Origin of the sequence: Pseudomonas sp. IzPS59 (assembly GCF_014863505.1) — a bacterium.
GTDB lineage: Bacteria > Pseudomonadota > Gammaproteobacteria > Pseudomonadales > Pseudomonadaceae > Aquipseudomonas > Aquipseudomonas kribbensis.
This window is the reverse complement of record NZ_CP062251.1, coordinates 4,967,656-4,989,002: the sequence shown is the minus strand read 5'-3', so window position 1 is coordinate 4,989,002 and position 21,347 is coordinate 4,967,656. Positions and strand designations below refer to the sequence as shown.

Genomic DNA, 21,347 nt, shown 5'->3' with positions numbered 1-21,347 from the left:
TCCTTGGAGAAAATCAGGCGAGACAGGCGGGAACATTACCCCGACTCCGGCAGGGATTCCAACTGCCAGTTTTTACAGGGTAGGAGGGGATGAGGTGGAGGAGGGGAGCACCGCCGACCGAACGGCCGGCGGCGATGTTCAGGCCATCAGGTGCAGATGGTTGTCCCAGAGCCCTGCGGGCAGATCCAGCGGTTTGGCCAGCAGTTCATCCTGGCGACAATCGTAGTAGCGGCAACGTCCTTGCCCCGACGTCACGACAAATCCGTCCTTCACCGCACCGACGCCGGCGCAGTCGGGCAACGGTGCATCGAGGCGCACTTCGCCGCTGTCCAGATCCCAGATGAAGAAGCGGTTGCCACGCGGTGCGGTCAGTGCCACCAGACGCAGTTCGCTGTGCACGGCGACGCTGGCGGTGTAGTGCCCCATCGACTGCAACTGATGCTCCGGCACCGGGAACGCCACGAACGGCTGGCCCGGACGCTTGATCGCCAGCAGTTCGGAACGCTCCTGGGAAGGGCCCATGAATTGCTGGCCGGCGACGATGGTGCCATCGCTGGCGATGCCCAGGTGGCGCACGCTGTTCATCTGCTGGGCGAGGGTTTCCTTGCTCAACAGGGTGCCGTCGCGTTGCATCAGCACCAGGCTTGGTTCCATGGCGTCGAGGTTCATGTCGACCCGGCTTTCGGCCTCGGTGCGGATCCCGCCGTTGGCCACCACCAGTGTTTCGCCGTCGGGCATCCACGACACTTGATGCGGGCCGAGGCCGTGGGTGGAAATCTCCCCACTGTGTACCAGCCGTTCACCCTCGAACTTGTACACCCCGAGCAAGCCACGGCCCGGATCGGTGGTGTCGTTCTCGGTGGCGTACAGGTAATCGCCGCTGTGGTGGATCACCGCGTGGCCGTAGAAATGCCGGTTTGGCTGCGAGGTCACGGTCTGCAGCAACGCACCGTCGCGCAGGTCGATCAGGTAGCTCTCGGTACCCGGACGCCGGGCGACGAACAGCGCGATCGGCAGCGACGGGTGATTGATGATGTCGTGGCAGCGCTGGCCGACTTCGGTGGCGAACACCCGGGTGCCGTCCAGCCGATAACCGACGGCGTAATGTTTGCCGTCGGTGTCGTCCCGCGCCGACAGCAGCAGCGGGCTCTGATCCTTGCGCTTGAACAGCGTCCAGCCGCCCAGTGTCACTGCTCCCAGCAGCAAACTACCTAAAGTCAGAGCCTGGCGTCGCAGCATGGCAGATGCCCTCATCAGTCACCGTCGTTGGCGTTGAAGCCCAGTTGGATGCCCAGCGCCTTGGCCAGTTCGCCTTCGTGCAGGCGATGGACGACGTTGAGGCTGTCGTAGATGTCGTTGAGCTGCTGGCGACCGGCGTCGTCTTCGAGCATTTCGGTCAGCGAGCGCTGAGTGCTGCCGAACAGTTTGAGCGAGGCTGCGTACGCCGCATCGATCTTGTCCGCCAACGGTTTCTGCTCGGCTGGCAGCAAACCACGCAGGCCTTTGTTGTCGACGCCTTCCCACACGGTCTTGGCAGCGGCGAGGCTGGCTTCCATCGCCGTCAGCGACGACTGGCTGCGCCATGCATCGGCCTGGAACGGTTGCGGCACGCCTTTGCTCTGACGGCCCATCGGGGTGCCGAGTTTTTTCTTCAGGGTGTCGAGGGCGGTGACCTGCACCCGCAGCAGATCGGCGATTGCTTCGTGGGAGTCGGCGTAGCGCTGGTTGGGGAACTTGCTCATCTGGGCGAGCATGCCGTCGGTGTTGTTCCAGTTGCTCAGAATCTCTTCGGCCAGTTGTTTCTGGCGTTCGCCGATGGCTACCAGCAACGGGCAGTATTTGGCTTTCTGTTCGTCGTTGGCCACGTCAGGCTTGGCGTCGAACAGGATGTATTCGTAGGCCGACAGGCCTTGCACCACAACGCTGGACTTGGCCAGGGCGGCGGCGTCGATCTGCGGCTGGGCGGTGACCAATTGCTCGACCTGACGGCCAACGAGGTTTTTCTTGTCCGGCCAGAACTGCACCTGCCACGAGCGGTTACCCTCGGACAGCGGGCCGATCAGCAGCGGTTGCAGTTCGGCCCAGGCTTTCTGCGCGTGCAGGAAATCGGCGCGGGCGGTCTCCAGGTTTTCCTTGCCCTGGCAGTAGGCGAGGGCACTGACGGCCAGTTGCCGGTCAGCTTCGACCCAGCGGGTGTAGGTCGGCAGGATCACCGATTTGGCGATGGCGGCCGAGGTGACGGCTTGCGGATCCTGCGGTGAGCAGGCGCCGAGGGCGAGTGCGGCAAGGCTGGTGAACAACAGCTTGGGACGGAACATGTCGGGCTCCCGATTCTTTTAAGTGTTTAAAGTGAATTCAAGAACGCCAGCAGCGCGGCACGCTGCTCGGCATTGAAAGACAAAACCTGTTGCTGCGCCGCCCGGGCTTCGCCGCCATGCCAGAGCACGGCTTCGAGCAGGTTGCGGGCGCGGCCGTCGTGCAGAAACTGGGTGTGACCGCTGACTGCCTGTGTCAGACCGATGCCCCACAACGGCGGGGTGCGCCAGTCGCGGCCGCTGGCCTGGAATTCGCTGCGGTTGTCGGCCAGGCCTTCGCCCATGTCATGCAGCAGCAGATCGCTGTACGGGCGAATCACTTGATTGGCCAGTTCAGGTTCGGCCGCGTTGGCGGCGGTGGTGTATTTCGGCGTGTGACAGGATTGGCACCCCGCCTGGAAAAACAGGTTCTTGCCGGCCAGCACCTGAGCATCGTTGACGCCACGGCGTGCGGGAACGGCGAGGTTGCGGGTGTAGAACAGCACCAAACGCAGGATGTTGTCGCTGACTTCAGGTTCGCCGTCCGGGCCATTGCCATTCGGCGCCTGTTTGCAGGCGATTTGCGCGTCGGTGCAGTCATCAAACGGTCTCAGGCTCGTGGTGAGGCCCATATCACCAGAAAACGCGTGAACATTTTGTTGATTGAGGTTCGGTTGCCCGGCTTTCCAGCCAAATCGGCCCATCACGGTCTTTTGCTGCGCGTCGTCCCAGACCCGGTTGGGCCGGCCGTTGATGCCGTTTTTCTCTTTGGCCTGTGCGGTGGCGTTGGCGAGGATGGCTTCTTCGGGGATCGCTTCGAGCAGACCCAGACCGATCATCGGCGGCGCAACGCGGGCGGAGAAACGGGTGTCCGGGTGCATCGGCCCGTAGCCAAGCTGAGAGAACTGCAACACCGGTTTGCGCAGCTCGACTTCGGTGCCGTCCTTGAAGCGCACCGGCACTGGCGTGTAATCGACCCGCACCTTGCCTTCCGGCGCGACGCCAGGCACGGCCATGTCCTGGAACTGTCCGCCGTAGACCGGCTCCGGCACCACGCCGACCTGCTCGATCAATCTGGCGTACTGCGGCGCATCGGGAATCGACAGACGCACCAGCATCGATACGGCGTTTGGCGCATCCGGAGGCGGCGGATGTCCGCGACCGTCCTTGATGTGGCAACCCTGGCAGGCGTTGGTGTTGAACAACGGGCCGAGGCCATCGCGGGCGGTGGTGGTCGACGGCGCGATCACCCAGGGGCTGCGAAAGAAACTGTTGCCGACGCTGAAATCCACCCGACGCGAAGGTGGCAGGTTGGCCGAGGGCAGGGAGAATGAATTCTGATCGGTCTTGCGCACGGTCGCGGCACCGCCGGAGCGGGCTTCGCCGGGCTCGGCCTTGGTGAAACGCGGGGCGTCATCGCAGGCACTCAGGCCAAGGGCCAGAAACAGTGCGGACAAGCGAAGAGGCAGCGACGGCATCAGACTTCCTGCGGACGGGCGAAAATAAAGGCGCAAAGTCTAACAGGGCGAGGGGGTTTGAATAAGAGGAATTATCGTTTGCTTGATACAAGTCAGGCCGGCCGAAACGAACAAGGCGACCCGAAGGTCGCCTTGTTCAGTCAGACAGTGTCGATCAGAACTCGTGATCGGCGTTGTCCGGGTTCAGGTCGCTGATGCCCAGTTTGCCGGCAGCCGCTTCGATCGAACCGGTCTGCTTGACCAGCGAGGCGATGGCGTCACGGACGATCTGGTTGCCGGCGGTATTGCCGGCGGCGATCAACTGGTCGTAGTGCTCACCCTTGTTGGCGTGATCGACCATGACCTGGATCTTGGCTTCGGTAGCGGCCAGATCGTTTTTCAGGGCGGTGTCGGCAGCCGGGTCAACCTTGGCCACCAGCGACGACAGGCTGGCGCCGGTCATCTTGGTGCCGTCGACGCGGGTGTACTCGCCCAGGTAAACGTTACGAATGCCTTTGGCATCGTAGAAGTGCGAGTTGTGAGTGTTGTCGCTGAAGCAGTCCTGTTCGTCTTCCGGGGAGTTCGCTTCCAGGGACACTTTCATGCGCTCGCCGGCCAGCTCGCCCAGGGACAGGCTGCCCATGCCGAACAGCATTTTGCGCAGGCCGCTTTCAGCCGGTTCGGCTTCCAGGGTGGCGCGATAGTTGTCGGCCACGTTCGGCTTCCAGTTGCCGACCATTTCTTCCAGGTCGCTGACCAGCAACTGCGTCACGGCTTTCAGGTAGGCACGACGACGATCGTTGTGACCGCCGGTAGCGCCGGCGCCTTCCAGGTAGTCCGACGCCGGACGGTTGCCGGCACCAGGGCCGGTGCCGTTCAGGTCCTGGCCCCAGAGCAGGAATTCGATGGCGTGGTAGCCGGTGGCAACGTTGGCTTCGGAGCCGCCCAGCTCGTTCAGGCTGGCGAGCTTTTCCGGAGTGATGTCCTTGACGTCGACCTTGTCTTCGCCGACCTGTACTTCGGTGTTGGCGATGATGTTGGCGGTGGCGCCCGGGTTGCCTAGTGCGTGTTCGTAGGATTTGTCGACGTAGTCGATCAGACCTTCGTCCAGCGGCCAGGAGTTAACCTGACCTTCCCAGTCGTCGATGATGGTGTTGCCGAAGCGGAACACTTCGCTCTGCAGGTAAGGAACGCGGGCGGCGATCCAGGCTTCACGTGCGGCTTTCAGCGTATCGGCGTTCGGCTTGGCGAGGAATGCGTCGATAGTGGTCTGCAGGGTTTTCGCGGTGGATTCGGCATCGCTGTAGACGGCGAAGACCATGTCGGCGTAGTGCGCGACCACAGCCTTGGCAGCGGCTTCGTCGACTTTACCGGCAGCGGCAGGCGTCGCCGGTGCGGCGGTGCTGGCGGCTGGCGTCGGCGCAGCTGGAGCGGCGGCCTTGTCTTTACCTTCGCCGCAACCGGCGAGGGAAATGGCGATGGCCAGCAGACTGGCGGTAGCCAGAGGCATACGAATCATGGCGAACATCCTGCTTCGGTAATTGAGTGGACAGGCGCGGGGGTGCGCAAAAGCTGCGACATAATGCAAATCTTTCGCATTATGTGTAAAGGGTTGTAGCTGGAAATATTTCCTGTTTGCGCAGGGGTTGCGCTGGATCAACGGCGTGGGTTCTTCCCGGTATCGGCGGCGGGGAGTCCAGTGCCGGAGGTTTCAGAGAATGGCGGCGTTGCTGCGTTGTGCCTGCTTGAGATACACGCTCAGTTCCCTCGCCGGCAGCGGTTTGCTGTAGTGATAGCCCTGACCTTCGTGGCAGCCTTCGGAGATGATGTAGGTCTCCTGCTCGGCGGTTTCCACGCCTTCGGCGATCACCTGCATGCCCAGGCTCTTGCCCAGTTGAATGATGGCGCGAACGATGGTCGCGTCATCGTCGTCATCCAGCAGGTCCTGGACGAAGCTCTTGTCGATCTTGATCTTGTCCAGCGGCAGGCTCTTGAGATAACTCAGCGAGGAATAGCCGGTGCCGAAGTCGTCGATGGCGATCAGTGCGCCGGAGCGGCGCAGGCTCAGCAGGTGCTGGGCGGCGGTGCTGATGTCTTCCATCAGGCCGGTTTCGGTGACTTCCAGTTCCAGGCTGCGCGGTGGCAGGCGGTACATCTGCAACAGGTTGTTGACCACTCTCGGCAGCTCGGCGTGGTGCAGTTGCACGGTGGACAGGTTGACTGCCATGCGCAGGTCGACGAAACCCTGATCGTGCCATTCACGCAGTTGCTTGCAGGCCTGATCCAGCACCCACTCGCCGATGGCGATGATGGTGCCGTTCTGTTCGGCCAGTGGAATGAACAGGTCCGGCGGCACCAGTCCGTGCTCCGGATGCTGCCAGCGAATCAGCGCCTCGACACCGACCACACGGTGATCGCGGTAGCTGATCTGTGGTTGATAGACGAGGTAGAACTGATCCCGCAGCAGGGCATCGCGCAGGTCTTTTTCCAGTTCACGACGGCGGCGCATCTCGCTGTCGACGCTGGCGATATAGAACTGATAGCGGTTACGCGAGCGGGTCTTGGCCAGGGTCATGGTCTGCTCGGCTTTCTGCAACAGCTTCTCGGTGCTGTCGCCATCCTCCGGGAACAGGGTGATGCCGATGGTGGCGCGCAGGCGGATTTCCTGATGATCCAGGGCGAACGGAGCTTCCAGGTCGTCGAGGATGCTTTGCGCCAGTTCCGCTGCTTCGTAAGGCTGCTCGATGTCGGCCTGCACCAGGGCGAACTGGTCGCCACCCAGGCGGGCGAGGGCGCCGAGGCGGCCGCTGTGGGCGCGCAGTCGATCCGCCAGGGCCAGCAGCAACTGGTCGCCGGTCTGGTAGCTGAACTGTTCGTTGATGCCTTTGAAATCATCCAGCCCGACGCACAACACCGCGACCCGGCGCTGCAGCTTGCCGGCGTCCACCAGAATCTTGTCCAGTTGCTGCTGCAACTGCTGGCGGTTCGGCAGACCGGTGAGAAAGTCGTACTGGGCCATGCGCAGCAGGCTGTTTTCCGCTTCGTGGCGCAGATGGGTGTTGCGTTCGATGGATTCGAGCAACTGGTTGGCGGTGTTGATCCAGATCCCGAGCTCGTTCTTCTCGTGACCCTTGAGCTGCGGAATCTTGTGTTCGCTGGGGCGGTCCGGGTTGATTTCGGTGAGGTGCTCGATGATCCGCGACAGCGGCTTGGTCAGCAGCCAGTGATAGACCAGATACAGCACAAGGCCCATGGCCAGGGCGCGCAGTACGCCGGAAATGAAGATGATCACCGAACTGACGATGAAACCCTGGCCGTAGGTGGCGGTGTCGAGGGTGATGCTCAGGTCGCCGTAATATTCGCTGTAGGGACCGCGCCCCACCAGTTGGGTGGTGAAGGTTCGTTCCTGGCCGAGGATCAGGTCGGTCAGCCAGCGACTGCTGGATTGCTGCAGCTCACGGGACTTTTGCGCGAGCATCGCTTCGTTGGGATGCCCGATGGAAGCCTGGCGAACGGCGTCGTCCTGGAACAGGCCTTCGATCACCTGCATGCCCATTTCCCGGTCCAGGCTGTAGACCGCCTGAGTGGAAGGATCGCGGAACATGTCGAGGATGCGTTCGGCATCGCCGGCGACGGCCTGACGGGTTTTATAGGCATCGAAGACAATCTGCGCGCAGCTCAAGACCACGCCGACGATCAATGCCGACAGGAGCACGACCCGGAGCAACTTCACCGACAAGCTGTTCTTGAGTTCCAGCTTCAAAGGGTTATTCCTTGTTCCGTGCGGGTAGCGTCAAGTTGCCATGAGTATTGGCAATCCCGTGTTGGCAGTCAAAGGGACAATCGAACCGCGGAAAGTTTGTCCGTGGCCTTGGCCGAAATGCGGCTGCCTGGAGTATTGGCCCTGATTGTACTGTGTCGGTAGTTTTGCTCTCCAACTTGAGGGGCGTCGGACAATTTTTCCTCTGTTTGATGTTAGTCCGCTGTGGCTTGGGAGCAAGGGGGCAAGGGCTGCTTTGCGTGTGGGAAATGGCCTTGTTTGTGACGGGATTCGCCGACCTGATTGCACAGATATAAAAAAACCCGGCAATAGCCGGGTTTTTGTCTGGCGCGCAGCTTAAGCGGTGAAGGTCTTGCCTTCGAACTGCTCGGCCACGAACTTCCAGTTGACCAGGTTCCAGAACGCCTCGACGTACTTCGGACGAAGGTTGCGGTAGTCGATGTAGTAAGCGTGTTCCCAGACGTCGCAGGTCAGCAGCGGAGTGTCGCCGCTGGTCAGCGGGTTGCCGGCGCCGATGGTGCTGGCCAGGGCCAGGGAACCGTCAGCCTTTTTCACCAGCCAGCCCCAGCCGGAACCGAAGGTGCCGATCGAGGTTTTGCTGAACTCTTCCTTGAACTTGTCGAACGAACCGAACGCCGCGTTGATGGCATCAGCCAGTGCGCCGGTTGGTTGACCGCCGGCGTTTGGCGCCAGGCAGTTCCAGTAGAAGGTGTGGTTCCAGACCTGAGCGGCGTTGTTGAAGATGCCGCCCGAGGAAGTCTTGACGATCTCTTCCAGGGTCTTGCCTTCGAACTCGGTGCCTGGCACCAGGTTGTTCAGGTTCACGACGTAGGTGTTGTGGTGCTTGTCGTGGTGGAATTCCAGGGTTTCCTTGGAAATGTGCGGCTGCAGGGCATCGTGTGCGTAAGGCAGCGGCGGCAATTCGAAAGCCATGATGATTCTCCTAATCAGGTCTGTTGCGGTGAGCGCAAGGCCGATCACGGGCGGCCAGAAATGCACCGGCGAGTTTTTACTCTTTGCGGCGCAGGGTTCGGATCATAGCACCGGGGGTGCGGCATAACCACGCAACAACTGTGTGGGATAGAGGTTCCAGAGCCTTTTGGAATAAATCACGAAGCCAATATCAATTGCCCGGCCACGGTAAACATCATCACCGCCACCAACAGATCGAGAATTCGCCAGGTGCCCGGCCGCGCCAGCCACGGTGCCAGCCATGCCGCGCCGAACGCCAGGGTGAAAAACCACAGCAGCGAAGCACTCGCCGCGCCCACTACATAGGCGCCGGGCACCGACTGTTGCGCACCAAGGGAGCCGATCAGCAGCACGGTGTCCAGATAGACGTGCGGGTTGAGCAAGGTCACCGCCAGCGCGCTGAGCATCACCGCCCGCAATGAACGCACGGTCTGGTTTTCACCCTGTTGCAGACTCTGTTTCGAGAACGCCCGGCGCAACGCCTGGCTGCCGTACCAGATCAGGAACACCGCACCGCCCCAGCGGGCAACCGCCAGCAACGTCGGATTCTGCGCCAGCACCGTGGCCAGTCCGAATACGCCAGCCGCTACCAGCAACGCATCGCAGGCGACGCACAGCGCGGCGACCGGTAGGTGATGCTCGCGACGCAGGCTCTGGGCCAGTACAAAAGCATTCTGGGTGCCGATCGCCATGATCAGCCCGAAGGCCACCAGCAGACCGTTGGTATAGCTTTGCCACATGACAATTACTCCGCGTTGGCTGCGAGATCGCGCAGCACTTGCATGGCCCGATCAGCGTCGGCCTGGCCGACGAACAAATGGTCGTGGTAATAGCCGGCAATCACGTTGCAGCTGATACCGGCCTTGCCCAATGCAGTGGCGAAGGCGGCGGTCAGGCCGACGGCTTCCAGCGCCGAATGCACGTTCAAGGTGATCCAGGCCGCGACATAGTCGAAGCTGAAACCGGCGCGTTCGGCGTGGGAGCGTTCGAGAATCACCGTCAGGCCTTCCTGTTCACGGAAACTTCCGACAACTTCCAGACCGCTCGGCAACTGCCCGTCGCGCAAAGTACAGAACACATATTCGCCGGCATTGAGTTGCGGGCTCATGCTGCGCAGCAGGGTGGACAACGAGGTTTCGCCAGCCATGGGGAGGGTCCTTGATAAAGAGTGCTTGCTGGCTATTCTCCGGGCAGACGCTGTATAAGAAAAACCAATAGTGCTGATCGCTCATTAGGAAAACTGATGTTCGACTACAAATTGCTTTCCGCTCTGGCCGCCGTGGTCGAGCAGGCCGGATTCGAACGGGCGGCGCAGGTGCTGGGCCTTTCGCAATCGGCGATTTCCCAGCGGATCAAACTGCTGGAAGCGCGGGTCGGCCAGCCGGTGCTGGTGCGCGGGACACCGCCGTCACCCACCGAGATCGGTCGGCGCCTGCTCAACCATGTGCAGCAGGTGCGCCTGCTCGAACGGGATCTGCAGACGCTGGTGCCGGCACTGGACGAAGAAGGCCTGCCGGAACGTCTGCGCATCGCCCTGAACGCCGACAGCCTCGCCACCTGGTGGGCCGAGGCGGTGGGCGACTTCTGTGCCGAACAGCATCTGTTGCTGGACCTGATCGTCGAAGACCAGACCGTCGGCCTCAAGCGCATGCGCGCCGGCGAAGTAGCCGCCTGCCTGTGTGCCAGTGAACGACCGGTGGCGGGCGCCCGCAGCGTGCTGCTCGGCGCCATGCGTTATCGGGCGCTGGCCAGCCCGGCGTTCATTGAGCGGCATTTCCCCGACGGCGTGCGGGCTGAACAATTACCGCGCACTCCAGCGCTGGTGTTCGGCCCGGACGACTTTCTGCAACACCGTTACCTTGCGTCCCTCGGCGTCGATGGTGGTTTCGAACATCATTTGTGCCCGTCGTCCGAAGGTTTCATCCGCCTGACCGAAGCCGGGCTCGGCTGGGGGCTGGTGCCGGAATTACAGGTGCGCGAGCAACTGGAACGCGGCGTGTTGCGCGAACTGTTGCCAGATAAACCGATCGACGTGCCGTTGTACTGGCATCATTGGCGCAATGGCGGCCAGTTGCTGGGGTTGTTGACCGAGCAATTGGTGCGTTCGTCGTCGCAATGGCTGGTGCCGTTGGACTGACGGCCAGCGTCAAGACTCACGAATCAGGCAAAACGAAAGACAGCGGAGCTCTACATGAAAATTCTGGTCACCGGCGCAAGCGGCTTCATTGGCGGACGCTTTGCGCGTTTTGCCCTGGAGCAGGGCCTGGACGTGCGGGTCAACGGCCGCCGGGCCGAAGGCGTCGAGCATCTGGTGCGTCGCGGCGCCGAGTTCGTCCAGGGCGACCTGAGCGACCCGGACCTGGTGCGTGCGCTCTGCACCGACGTCGAAGCCGTGGTGCATTGCGCCGGCGCGGTCGGGCTGTGGGGGCGCTATCAGGACTTTCATCAGGGCAATGTGCAGGTCACCGAAAACGTGGTGGAAGCCTGCCTCAAGCAGCGGGTGCGGCGCCTGGTGCATCTGTCATCGCCATCGATCTACTTTGACGGCCGCGATCACCTTGGCCTGACCGAAGAGCAGGTGCCCAAGCGTTTCAAACATCATTACGCGGCAACTAAATATCTGGCGGAGCAAAAGGTCTTCGGCGCCCAGGAATTCGGCCTCGAAACCCTGGCCCTGCGTCCGCGTTTCGTCACTGGCGCCGGCGACATGAGCATTTTTCCGCGTCTGCTGAAGATGCAGCGCAAGGGGCGTTTGGCAATCATCGGCAACGGCTTGAACAAGGTCGACTTCACCAGCGTGCACAATCTCAACGAAGCCTTGCTGAGCAGTCTGCTGGCGGCCGGTTCGGCGTTGGGCAAGGCCTACAACATCAGCAACGGTGCACCGGTGCCGTTGTGGGATGTGGTCAATTACGTCATGCGCAAGATGGAAGTCCCACAGGTCACCAAGTACCGGTCCTACGGGCTGGCCTACAGTGTGGCGGCGCTCAACGAAGGCGCGTGCAAACTCTGGCCGGGACGGCCCGAGCCGACCCTGTCGCGCCTGGGCATGCAGGTGATGAACAAAAATTTCACCCTCGACATCAGTCGCGCCCGGCATTATCTGGACTACGATCCGAAAGTCAGTCTCTGGACGGCCCTCGATGAGTTCTGTGGCTGGTGGAAGGCCCAGGACATTCGTTGATACGAAGTGCTGAACCCCGCCGCGGGTTGGGGGTCAATCCCTGCGGCTGCGGGGTTTATACTGCGCCGCAATCAGCCATTACCGGGTTTCACAAAGGTTGCCTCAATGTCCATGCGTAACGATGCCCACGACGATTTCGACGATGTTCCGAGCCTGCGCGCCGACACACTCGATGACGACGATTTCCCGACCACCGCCCGCACTTCCGTGCATTCGCGCACGCCGCCGGTGGTCAAGGTCAAGTCTGCGAGCACCGGGCCGCTGTGGGCGCTGGTCGGTGCGTTGTTCTTTGCGTTCATCGGCCTGGCCTGGTGGAGTTTCCAGCAGATCTCGCTGATGGAGCAGCAACTGGTGGCGACCCAGGAAAGCTTCGCGCGGATCAGCGAAGAAGCGGCGGGGCGCCTGCAGGACATTTCCGGCAAGGTCGTGGCCAGCCAGACAAACGTCAACACCGACAGCGAAGCGCTGAAACTGCAGATCAAACAGCTGCAAAGCGCACTGCAGGATCAGAGCAAACAGCAGCAGGGTGTGGCCGGACAGGCGACGGATCTGGACAAGCGCCTCGCGCAGATGACCGCCCAGACCACTGAGCAACAGAACGCCAACACTCAATTGCAGGCTCAGGTCAAAGCCCTGAGTGCAGAGCTGGCGACACTGAAAAGCACACCGGCCGATACCAGTAAGGTCGATGCGCAACTCAAGGGCTTCGACGCGCAATTCAAGAGCCTCGGTGCCGACATCACGGCGCTGAAGAAACAAGGCAGTTCGAACGCCGCCATCGAGCGTCTGGAGCAGGAAATCGTCGTACTCAAGAGCGAGCAGGACAACCGTCCGGCCGCTGCGCAGGGCGGCTCCAGCACCGCCGAGTTCGATGCGTTTCGTGGGCAGATGACCCGCAACATCAACACCCTGCAGGCGCAGATCCAGAACCTGCAACAGCAGATCAACGCCCGGCCGTAAGCCCCTTCTGTGGCGAGGGAACGTGCTCCCTCGCCGCAACCCCCTCGCAACATTCAGAAGCTTTCTGAATATCCATACCTGCCTTCAGGCCGTCTACGCTCTTGAAACACCAACAAGAACGAGGGATGCGTCATGGGGTTTGTGCAAAAACTGGCCTGGCTCGGCGCGGTGCTGTTGCTGAGTTTCGGACAGGCCAATGCGGCCACGGAAAAGGACGACAGCAAGGCCGCCATCGCCTTGCTGGAAAAGGCTCTGGCCTACTATCACGACAACGGCGACAAGGCGTTCGCGGCCTTCAGCCGCCAGGGTGAATTCGTCGACAAGGATCGCTACGTGTTCGTGGTCGATACCAAAGGCGTGATGCTCGCCAGCGGCGGGCCGTCTTCGGCGTTGATCGGCCGGGATGTGAGCGAAGTGCTTGGTCCGGATTTGCAGAAGGCGTTCAAGGACGCGTTGAAAGTGCCGGAAGGCAACGGCATCCAGCAGGCCGAGTACCGTTGGCAGAACCAGGCCGACGGCAAGGTCGAGCGCAAGCACGTGTTCTATCAACGCATCGGTCAGAGGATTCTGGCGGTGGGTTACTACTTGCCACGGGCGTCGGCGGAGCAGGCGAAATCGTTACTCGACAAAGCCGCCACCGATCTGACCAAGGACGAAAAGGGCACGCTGACGGCGATCAACTCGCTCAAGGGCGGTTACCTGCAGGATGACCTGTACGTGTTCGTGGTGGATCTGAACACCCAGCGCTACGTCGCCCATGGCACCAACCTGCGGTTGATCAACACCGACTTCGCCAAGGTCAAGGACCCGGAAGGCAAACCGGTGGGCGAACCGATTCTGACGTTGATCGGCAAGCAGGATGAGGGCGAGTACGAATACCGCTGGAAGAACCCGGTGACCGGCAAGGTCGAGGACAAGCATGCCTACCTGAAGAAGGTCGGCGGGTTCCTGGTGGCGGTCGGTTATTACAGCGCTTGATCCCTGTGGCTCCCGCGCACTGCGTGGGAGCCAATGCATCCATCAGCGGGCGCCGTGCTCACGCCCGCGCAACAAGCGGTTCGGCATAGCAATCGCCGCCGCCAGCCCGAGCAGCGACACCCCGGCGCTGACCATCAGCAAATGCCGGAACGTCACCAGCAATTCGGCGCGCAAGGCATTCTGTGCATCGCCGGGCGCCGCGTTCAGGCCATCGAGCAGTACGTTGCCGGAGTGACCTTCGCCGATCAGCGAGGCGCCGGTCAGGTGGGCAAAGCTGGAGTCCTGCAACAAGGCCAGCAGCAGCGCCGACATCAACGCCACGCCCACCGCGCCGCCCAACGAGCGGAACAGGTTGGTGGTGCTGGTGGCGACGCCGATGTCTTTTTGTTCCACCGAGTTCTGCGTGCCGACCAGCGAGGTCGGGAACTGCATGCCGCCGGCGATACCGCTGAGCAACATGAACAGACTGCTGATCAGCGTCGCATCGGGTGGGCTGAAGGCCATGCCGAGGATCGAGATCGGCATCAGCAGCGCGCCGGTGAGAATCTGTGGTTTGTAGCGCCCGGTAATCGAGGTGCGGCGCCCGGCGAAATACGCGCCGATCGGCAAACCCATCGCCAGCGGCAGCAAGTGCAGGGCCGCGCTGTCGGCGCCGGCACCGGTCACGCTCTGGAAGCGCAACGGCATCAGCACAATCAGCGAAATCGCCTGGAAGCTGCAGAAGAAAATCGTGCACCAGCACAGCAGGGCGTTGCGGTTGGTAAACAGGTGCATCGGCAGCAACGGCTCGCGGGCACGACGCTCATGCCAGACGAACACCGCCAGCACCGCCACCGCGCAAGCGAACAGACCGAGCACTTCTCTGCTGCGCCACGCATGACCCTGGCCGACCTGAGTGATCGCCAGCAACAGCGCCGTCAGGCCGATGATCATCAGCAGTGTGCCAAGGTAATCGATGACCGGTTTGCGCTGGGGAATCGGCAGGCCGACCAGATTGCGTCGCGCCACCCAGTACGCGCCAAGGCCCAGCGGCAGGTTGATCAGGAACACCCAGCGCCATGACAGATACTCGGTCATGTAACCGCCGAGCACCGGGCCGGCCACGCTGGCCACCGCGTACATGCTGGAGAAGTAACCCTGATAGCGACCACGCTCGCGGGGCGGCACGATGTCGCCGATGATCGCCTGGCTCACCGAGATCATCCCGCCAGCGCCGATGCCCTGGAAAATCCGCGCCAGCACCAGTTGTTCCATGCTCTGGGCCATGCCGCAGAACAGCGAGGCGAGGGTGAACAGGCCCATGCCGAACAGCATCAGTTTGCGCCGCCCGTACAGGTCACCGAGCTTGCCGTAGATCGGCACCGCCACGGTCATCGCCACCATGTAGCCGGAAATCACCCAGGCCAGCAGGCTGACGTCCTTGAATTGCGCGGAGATGGCCGGCATGGAAACCGCGACGATGGTCTGGTCCAGCGCGCCAAGGAAAATCGCCAGCATCAGCGCGACCAGCACGCTGCGAATGGCCGGTTTGGGCGTTTCGGGGTGGTTGAGATTGGTCACGGGCAAAACCTGCGGGCAGTGAGGGTCCCGCAGATCGTCAGGCGAGCGGGGATGCTCGCCAGTGTAAGTCGGTAGCAGGCTATTCGATAGCCTCATAAGGAAGTCCGACGTAATTTTCTGCAATGGTTTTTTGTCCCGCTTCTGAACTGACAAAGTAGTCCAGTTCCGATGCACTGATGCGCTGGCTGAAGTCATCGTGTTCGTCGAAACGGTGCAGCATCGAAGTCATCCACCAGGAAAACCGCTCGGCTTTCCACACCCGACGCAGGCAGATTTGCGAATACTTCTCCAGCAACTCCGTGCGCCCTTCGCGGTAGACCTTCAGCAGAATCCTGAACAGCGTGCTGACGTCACTGGCCGCCAGATTCAAACCCTTGGCCCCGGTCGGCGGAACGATGTGCGCCGCGTCGCCCACCAGAAACATGCGCCCGTACTGCATCGGCTCGACCACGAAACTGCGTAGCGGCGCGATGCTCTTTTCAATCGACGGACCGGTCACCAGTTTCTGCGCGAGATCCTCCGGCAGACGATTGCGCAGTTCATCCCAGAAGCGCTGATCCGACCAGTCGTCGACGTTCTCTTCGGCCGGCACTTGCAGGTAATAGCGGGTGCGGGTTGCCGAACGCATGCTGCACAGGGCGAAGCCGCGTTCGTGGCGGGCGTAGACCAGTTCGTCGTGAATCGGTGGTGTGTCGGCGAGAATCCCCAGCCAGCCGAACGGATAGACGCGCTCGAAAATCTTCAGGCATTCGGCTGGAATCGACTGACGAGCCACGCCATGGAAACCGTCGCAACCGGCGATGTAATCACAATCGACGCGCCAGGTTTCGCCGTCCTTTTCAAACGTGACGAAGGCTTCGTCGCTTTTCATGCCACAGGGAACGACATCGCGTGCTTCGTAGACGGTCTGTCCGCCGGTCTCCCGACGAGCGGCCATCAGGTCGCGGGTGACTTCGGTCTGGCCATAGACCATCACGGTTTTTCCACCGGTCAGCGCCTGCAGATCGATGTGCACCCGACGCCCGTCGAGGGCCAGTTCGAACCCACCATGGACCAGCCCTTCGGCGTCCATCCGCTGACCCACGCCAGCCTCGCGCAACAGCTCTACCATGCCCTGTTCAAGGACTCCGGCGCGAATTCGGCCGAGCACGTATTCAGGTGTCTGGCGCTCGATGATCAGGGTGTCGATGCCGGCGTTGTGCAGAAGTTGGCCGAGCAATAATCCGGACGGACCGGCGCCAATGATGGCGACTTGGGTTTTCAGCGTTTTCATTGTTTTTATGACTCGCAAGCTTCACACGACAATGGCCGGTGAATGATTTTCAGGATTCGAGTGCTTGCATTTTTCCCTTGCGGGTCTGTCAATTGAAGGTGAAAACTGAGCCGATACCTGTACATTCTGCCAATCGGTGCGATTATCGCCCGCAACCTTCGAGGCCTGGATTGAAGTGATGAACAAGCCTGACCTGCCTTCGATTCCGGTGTTCAAGCTCTACGGTGAAAGCCTGGACTGGCCGACCCCTGACTTGCTGCACTGTGAAACCATTTCCAAACGCAGCCGCGAACATCAATGGGAAATCAAACCCCACCGCCACGCCGATTTGTGCCAGTTGCTCTTCGTATTCAAAGGTCAGGCAGAGCTTGAAATCGAAGGTCAACGCACGCAACTGAACGAAGCCGCCATCCAGATCCTGCCACCGTTATCGGTGCATGGTTTCCGTTTTTCCGAGGACGTCGAAGGATTCGTCGTCACCCTCGCCACACCGTTGATCAACCATTTGCAGGCGCAACTGGGCAGCGCGGTGCAGGCTCTGGCCCAGGCCGAAAGCTATCCGGCGGGGCAGGACGCGGAGTATCTCAACAGTCTGTTTGCCGCGTTGCAGGCCGAGTACAACGGCCATCAACCGGCGCGGGAAATGCTCATGCATTCGCTGGTGAGCGTGATCATGGTCTGGGTCAGCCGTCAGGCGATCCGCCGGCATAACGCGAGCCAACGTCCACAGCGTCAACGTGAGTACCTCAACGGTTTTATTCAGTTGGTGGAAGAGACGTACCGCCAGCATGTGAAGGTCGAAGACCTGGCCCATCGTCTGGGGATTTCCGTCTCGCACCTCAACGGCACCTGCCGCGAACTGGCGGGGCAGCCGGCGTTGCAGATCATGCATGAGCGTCAGTTGCTGGAAGCCAAGCGTCTGCTGACGTACACCAGCATGACGATTTACGAGATGTCCGAGGTATTGGGTTTTTCCGATCCGACCAACTTCACGCGCCTGTTCCGGCGCCGGGTGGGGATCTCGCCAAAGGCGTTCCGCGACCGCTTGAAGGCCGAGCAGAACGACGACGCCTGACGTCCTGTATCAGCGCAGGGCGTTGAGGGTGGCGTTGTGAGGGATGCAGCGCTCGAAGTTGCAGCTCGCGTACTCACGGGGCAGTTGCCGCAACTGCTCCACGCGCCATGCCGCGGTGCCGTACAGCGCCAGCGTGGCCGCGCAGGTGATGAAAATCGCGAGGTATCTTCTTGTTCTGGTGCTCATGATCATGGCGTTGACCTCTGAACGAATACCCTTGGGTACTACTTTCAGCATAGGTCAGCGCCGGGGAGTTGCCAGCCGCTCTGCGCACGGGTTTACAACCCGACATCCCATTGCGGATTTTCGGGAAAGCGCAGTACCAGGAAATCCAGCATGCTGCGCAGTGCCGCCGGCATGTGCTTGCGTGAGGCATATACGGCGTAGATGTTCATCCGCCGAGGTTCGGCGTTGGGCAGCAGGCGCACCAGTTCGCCGCTGTGGATATGCACGCCGGCCTGATAGGTCGGCAGCATCGCCACCCCGGCACCGGCGAGGGTCGCGCGCAGCAGGGTGCTGGCCTCGTTGGCGCTGATGTTGCCCTGCACCGGCACCGAGACCGGTTCGCCATCCTCTTCGAAATGCCACAGGCTCTTGCCGAAATAGGAGTGGGTCAGGCAGTTGTGCCGGCTCAGATCTTCTACCCGTTGCGGCTGTGGATGTTCCAGCAGATAGGCGGGCGCGGCGCAGACCACCGAGCGACATACCGTCAGGCGGCGGGCGATCAGGTTGGGATCGAGGTCGTTGCTGGTGCGGATCGCCAGGTCGATGCGTTCGTCCACCAGGTTCACCGTGCGATCAAGCATTTGCAGGTCGATGTTGACGCCCGGGTAGCGCTTGACGAACGCGGCCATGGCATCGGCCAGTTGCGCCTGGCCGAACGAGGTACTGACGCTGATTCGCAGCAGACCCCGCGGTGCATCGTCGGGCTCGCTGACGGCGGCCTGCATGTCGCTCGACAGTTCCAGCATCTGCCGGCAGCGCGGCAGGATTTCGTTGCCGGCGGCGGTAAGGCTCAGTTTGCGCGTGGTGCGGTGCATCAGGCGCGCGCCGACCCAGTCTTCCAGTTCCGCCAGATACCGCGACACCACCGGCCGGGACAGGTCCAGGTGATCGGCCGCCGCCGACTGGCTGCCCAGATCCACTACCGTGACAAACACCCGCATTGCTTGGAGACGATCCATGATTTGCCCGCTTTCAGAAACAAACTATGTTTAAGCATCGCATTTTTTGTAACGAGTCTGGCAACTAAGCTCTGTCCCATCGCCAAGCACGGCATTCGAACAGCGGAGCAACCCATGATCGGCTTCACCACTCTCAAGCGCGTTTTACTGGCCACCGCCACCCTCGGCTTTGCTGCCCACGCAGCGGCCGCGAACCTGAGCCTCGACGTCTACAACCCGGGCACCAACGCGATCTTCCCGGTGACCTCGGTGCTGGTCAGCGGCGAGAAGGACGCGATTCTGGTAGACGCGCAGTTCGGCAAATCCCAGGCCGAGCAAGTGGTGGAAAAGATCCGCGCCAGCGGCAAGCAACTGACCACCATCTACATCAGCCACGGCGACCCGGATTACTACTTCGGTCTCGACACCCTGACCAAGGCCTTCCCGAATGCCAAGGTGCTGGCCTCGCAGCCGACCGTTGATCACATCAAGCAAACCGTCGACGGCAAGCTCGCATTCTGGGGGCCGAAAATGGGCGCCGACGTGCCGGCCAAAACCATCGTGCCGGGTGTGCTCAAGGGCGACAGCCTGATGCTCGAAGGCCAGAAACTGCAGGTGGTCGGCCTGGAAGGCAAGCAACCGGATCGCAGCTTCGTGTGGATCCCTTCGCTGAAAGCCGTGGTCGGTGGTGTCGTCGTTGCCGAGAACATCCACGTCTGGATGGCCGATACCCAGACTGCACAATCCCACGCCGACTGGCTGGAAACCCTGCACTCGATCGAAACCCTGAAACCGAAAACCGTGGTGCCGGGTCACTACCTGGGTGACAGCGCCCGTTCGCTGGCCGCCGTGAAGTTCACCGCCGATTACATCAAGGCCTTCGACGAAGAAACCGCCAAGGCCAAGGACTCTGCCGCGCTGATCGCCGCGATGAAAAAACGCTACCCGAAACTGGGCGAGGAAAGCTCCCTGGAGCTGAGCGCCAAAGTCGCCAAGGGCGAAATGAAGTGGTAACCCGATTCTGAAAACGCAGCACTCTCAAGCCAACTGGAGAATGTCATGAGCAAGATCGCAATCATTGGTGCCACCGGCCGTGCCGGCAGCCAACTGCTGGAAGAAGCCCTGCGTCGCGGCCACAGCGTCACCGCCATCGCCCGGGATACCTCGAAGATCGGCGCCCGTGCCGGTGTGGTCAGCAAGAACGTCGACGTGCTGGATGCCGCCGCACTGCAAGCGGCAGTCGCCGGTAACGATGTGGTAATCAGCGCCGCGCATTTCGCCACGGTACCGGCCAGCGCGCTGCTCGGCCCGGTGAAACAGGCCGGGGTGAAACGTCTGCTGGTGGTCGGCGGTGCCGGTTCGCTGTTGCTGCCGGACGGCACCCGCGTCATCGACAGCGCCGGTTTCCCGGCCGAGTACAAGGCCGAGGCTAGTGCCGGTGCGGCGTTTCTCGAAGCCCTGCGTCAGGAGAAGGAGCTGGACTGGACGTTCCTGTCGCCGTCGGCGTTGTTTTTCGAAGGCGAGCGCACCGGCAAATTCCGCGTCGGCAAGGATGACTTGCTGGTGAGTGCTGAAGGCCAGAGCTCGATCAGCTTTGCCGACTACGCGATTGCGCTGATCGACGAAGTGGAAACGCCGAAGCATTCGCGTCAGCGGTTTACGGTCGGTTACTGACAGTATTGATCGTTCCCACGCAGAGCGTGGGAACGATCATCAGGTGAAGGCGGGCTCACCGCGTATGAGCCTGCTCCACCAGCCACCCCATCAATTCCTGCAATTTCGCCGACGGCTCCGACGCCGGCGCCACGATGTAATAACCCAATCCCGTCTTCACCTTCAGATCGAACGGCATCACCAGCCGCCCGGCATTCAAGTCATCGCCGATCAGTGACCAGTCGCCAATCGCCACGCCCGTCCCGTGGGACGCCATCGACATCGCCTGATCCAGCGTCTCGAAATGCTGACCGCTGCTGATGTTGCTCAAGTGCAGTTCGGCGGCTTCAAGCCATAGCGTCCAGTCGTCATCGGTGTGAGTCGGATGCAGCAGCAGGTGTTGTTGCAAGTCTGCCGGCGTGTGCAGCGCCGGGCCACTGTTGAGCAGCGTTGGCGAACAGACCGGCGTCAGTTGTTCATCGAACAGATGCAGCGTGGCAGGGGAGTCGTGGGGCGCGGTGCCGTAGATCACCGCCGCGTCGAACTGCTCGCGATGAAAGTCCACCCCGTGTTGCAACGACGCCGTGAGTTTCACCGGCACGTCCGGGCGTTCGCGCTGCCATTGCAGCAGGCGCGGCAACAACCAGCGCATCACGCAGCTCGGGGCCTTGAGTTGCAGGGTTTCGCGCTTGGCGCCGATCTGCTCCATCGAATCGCCGATCAGGCTGAATACCTGCTGCACCCGTGGCAGCCATTCGCGACCTTCGGCCGTCAGCTCCAGGCCCCGGGCCAGGCGAATGAACAGCTCATAACCCAGATGCTCCTCCAGCCCGGCGATCTGCCGGCTCACCGCACCTTGGGTGATGTGCAACTGCTCGGCGGCCCGGGTGAAGTTGCAGCACTGCGCGGTGATCAGAAACGTGTGCAGGGCGGGCAGGGGAGGCAGTCGTTTCATGTGGATCCAAGGTATGACGTGAGGACATGGCTAGTATGAGCT

General features: G+C 61.7%; 20 protein-coding genes. 7 read left to right on the top strand and 13 right to left on the bottom strand.

Annotated elements, in window-relative coordinates:
- Nucleotides 1-138: 138 nt before the first annotated feature.
- The 8 genes from IF189_RS22345 to IF189_RS22310 form a co-directional block, all read right to left on the bottom strand.
- Nucleotides 139-1,239 (bottom strand): DUF1513 domain-containing protein, encoded by a 1,101-nt coding sequence (locus IF189_RS22345; RefSeq protein WP_192552281.1) that lies wholly within the window; start codon nucleotides 1,237-1,239, stop codon nucleotides 139-141.
- Nucleotides 1,240-1,253: 14 nt separating this feature from the next.
- Entirely contained in the window at nucleotides 1,254-2,318 is a 1,065-nt protein-coding gene (locus IF189_RS22340; protein ID WP_134827940.1) for an imelysin family protein, read from the bottom strand.
- A gap of 26 nt (nucleotides 2,319-2,344) precedes the next feature.
- The gene (locus IF189_RS22335) at nucleotides 2,345-3,772 is read right to left on the bottom strand and encodes a di-heme oxidoredictase family protein (RefSeq protein ID WP_134827939.1); all 1,428 of its coding nucleotides are present in this window, start codon (nucleotides 3,770-3,772) and stop codon (nucleotides 2,345-2,347) included.
- Nucleotides 3,773-3,926: 154 nt separating this feature from the next.
- Complete coding sequence (locus IF189_RS22330; RefSeq protein ID WP_114885174.1) at nucleotides 3,927-5,270, bottom strand: imelysin family protein; 1,344 nt, start codon at nucleotides 5,268-5,270, stop codon at nucleotides 3,927-3,929.
- A 192-nt stretch (nucleotides 5,271-5,462) separates the two neighbouring features.
- On the bottom strand, nucleotides 5,463-7,514 hold the full coding sequence (locus tag IF189_RS22325) for a putative bifunctional diguanylate cyclase/phosphodiesterase (RefSeq protein WP_085709556.1): 2,052 nt from the start codon (nucleotides 7,512-7,514) through the stop codon (nucleotides 5,463-5,465).
- Between the two features lie 354 nt (nucleotides 7,515-7,868).
- Nucleotides 7,869-8,465 carry a superoxide dismutase gene (locus tag IF189_RS22320; protein WP_016773431.1) on the bottom strand — a complete coding sequence of 199 codons (597 nt, stop codon included), beginning with the start codon at nucleotides 8,463-8,465 and terminating at the stop codon, nucleotides 7,869-7,871.
- Between the two features lie 176 nt (nucleotides 8,466-8,641).
- Nucleotides 8,642-9,244, bottom strand: coding sequence for a LysE/ArgO family amino acid transporter (locus tag IF189_RS22315; RefSeq protein ID WP_085709557.1), 603 nt, complete (start codon nucleotides 9,242-9,244; stop codon nucleotides 8,642-8,644).
- A gap of 5 nt (nucleotides 9,245-9,249) precedes the next feature.
- Complete coding sequence (locus IF189_RS22310; RefSeq protein WP_134827938.1) at nucleotides 9,250-9,651, bottom strand: ACT domain-containing protein; 402 nt, start codon at nucleotides 9,649-9,651, stop codon at nucleotides 9,250-9,252.
- 96 nt (nucleotides 9,652-9,747) lie between these two features.
- On the opposite strand from IF189_RS22310, the gene IF189_RS22305 reads away from it, so the two are divergent.
- The 4 genes from IF189_RS22305 (at nucleotide 9,748) to IF189_RS22290 (ending at nucleotide 13,626) form a co-directional block, all read left to right on the top strand.
- On the top strand, nucleotides 9,748-10,641 hold the full coding sequence (locus tag IF189_RS22305; protein WP_065258594.1) for a LysR family transcriptional regulator ArgP: 894 nt from the start codon (nucleotides 9,748-9,750) through the stop codon (nucleotides 10,639-10,641).
- A 54-nt stretch (nucleotides 10,642-10,695) separates the two neighbouring features.
- A complete protein-coding gene (locus IF189_RS22300; RefSeq protein ID WP_085709559.1) occupies nucleotides 10,696-11,688 on the top strand; it encodes an NAD-dependent epimerase/dehydratase family protein in 993 nt (330 codons plus the stop codon).
- Between the two features lie 105 nt (nucleotides 11,689-11,793).
- A complete protein-coding gene (locus IF189_RS22295) occupies nucleotides 11,794-12,648 on the top strand; it encodes an ATPase (RefSeq protein WP_192552280.1) in 855 nt (284 codons plus the stop codon).
- Between the two features lie 132 nt (nucleotides 12,649-12,780).
- Nucleotides 12,781-13,626: a cache domain-containing protein gene (locus tag IF189_RS22290; RefSeq protein ID WP_114885164.1), complete on the top strand. Its 846-nt coding sequence runs from the start codon at nucleotides 12,781-12,783 to the stop codon at nucleotides 13,624-13,626.
- A 42-nt stretch (nucleotides 13,627-13,668) separates the two neighbouring features.
- Here IF189_RS22290 and IF189_RS22285 read toward each other — a convergent pair whose 3' ends face one another.
- Entirely contained in the window at nucleotides 13,669-15,186 is a 1,518-nt protein-coding gene (locus IF189_RS22285) for an MDR family MFS transporter (RefSeq protein ID WP_114885162.1), read from the bottom strand.
- Between the two features lie 79 nt (nucleotides 15,187-15,265).
- Nucleotides 15,266-16,459 carry a 4-hydroxybenzoate 3-monooxygenase gene (pobA, locus tag IF189_RS22280; protein WP_192552279.1) on the bottom strand — a complete coding sequence of 398 codons (1,194 nt, stop codon included), beginning with the start codon at nucleotides 16,457-16,459 and terminating at the stop codon, nucleotides 15,266-15,268.
- A gap of 178 nt (nucleotides 16,460-16,637) precedes the next feature.
- Between pobA and IF189_RS22275 the strand changes: the two genes are divergently transcribed.
- Nucleotides 16,638-17,534, top strand: coding sequence for a helix-turn-helix domain-containing protein (locus IF189_RS22275; protein ID WP_114885158.1), 897 nt, complete (start codon nucleotides 16,638-16,640; stop codon nucleotides 17,532-17,534).
- 9 nt (nucleotides 17,535-17,543) lie between these two features.
- Here the strand turns inward: IF189_RS22275 and IF189_RS22270 are convergent, their stop codons facing one another.
- Nucleotides 17,544-17,771, bottom strand: a complete 228-nt coding sequence (locus IF189_RS22270; RefSeq protein WP_085730216.1) for a hypothetical protein — start codon at nucleotides 17,769-17,771, stop codon at nucleotides 17,544-17,546.
- A 41-nt stretch (nucleotides 17,772-17,812) separates the two neighbouring features.
- Nucleotides 17,813-18,718: a LysR family transcriptional regulator gene (locus IF189_RS22265; RefSeq protein ID WP_134827935.1), complete on the bottom strand. Its 906-nt coding sequence runs from the start codon at nucleotides 18,716-18,718 to the stop codon at nucleotides 17,813-17,815.
- 114 nt (nucleotides 18,719-18,832) lie between these two features.
- Between IF189_RS22265 and IF189_RS22260 the strand changes: the two genes are divergently transcribed.
- Both IF189_RS22260 and IF189_RS22255 read left to right on the top strand, forming a co-directional pair.
- Nucleotides 18,833-19,711 carry an MBL fold metallo-hydrolase gene (locus IF189_RS22260; RefSeq protein WP_096818389.1) on the top strand — a complete coding sequence of 293 codons (879 nt, stop codon included), beginning with the start codon at nucleotides 18,833-18,835 and terminating at the stop codon, nucleotides 19,709-19,711.
- 45 nt (nucleotides 19,712-19,756) lie between these two features.
- Complete coding sequence (locus IF189_RS22255) at nucleotides 19,757-20,371, top strand: NAD(P)-dependent oxidoreductase (protein ID WP_192552278.1); 615 nt, start codon at nucleotides 19,757-19,759, stop codon at nucleotides 20,369-20,371.
- A 55-nt stretch (nucleotides 20,372-20,426) separates the two neighbouring features.
- Here the strand turns inward: IF189_RS22255 and IF189_RS22250 are convergent, their stop codons facing one another.
- Nucleotides 20,427-21,305, bottom strand: a complete 879-nt coding sequence (locus tag IF189_RS22250) for a LysR substrate-binding domain-containing protein (protein WP_134827933.1) — start codon at nucleotides 21,303-21,305, stop codon at nucleotides 20,427-20,429.
- Between the last annotated feature and the right edge of the window lie 42 nt (nucleotides 21,306-21,347).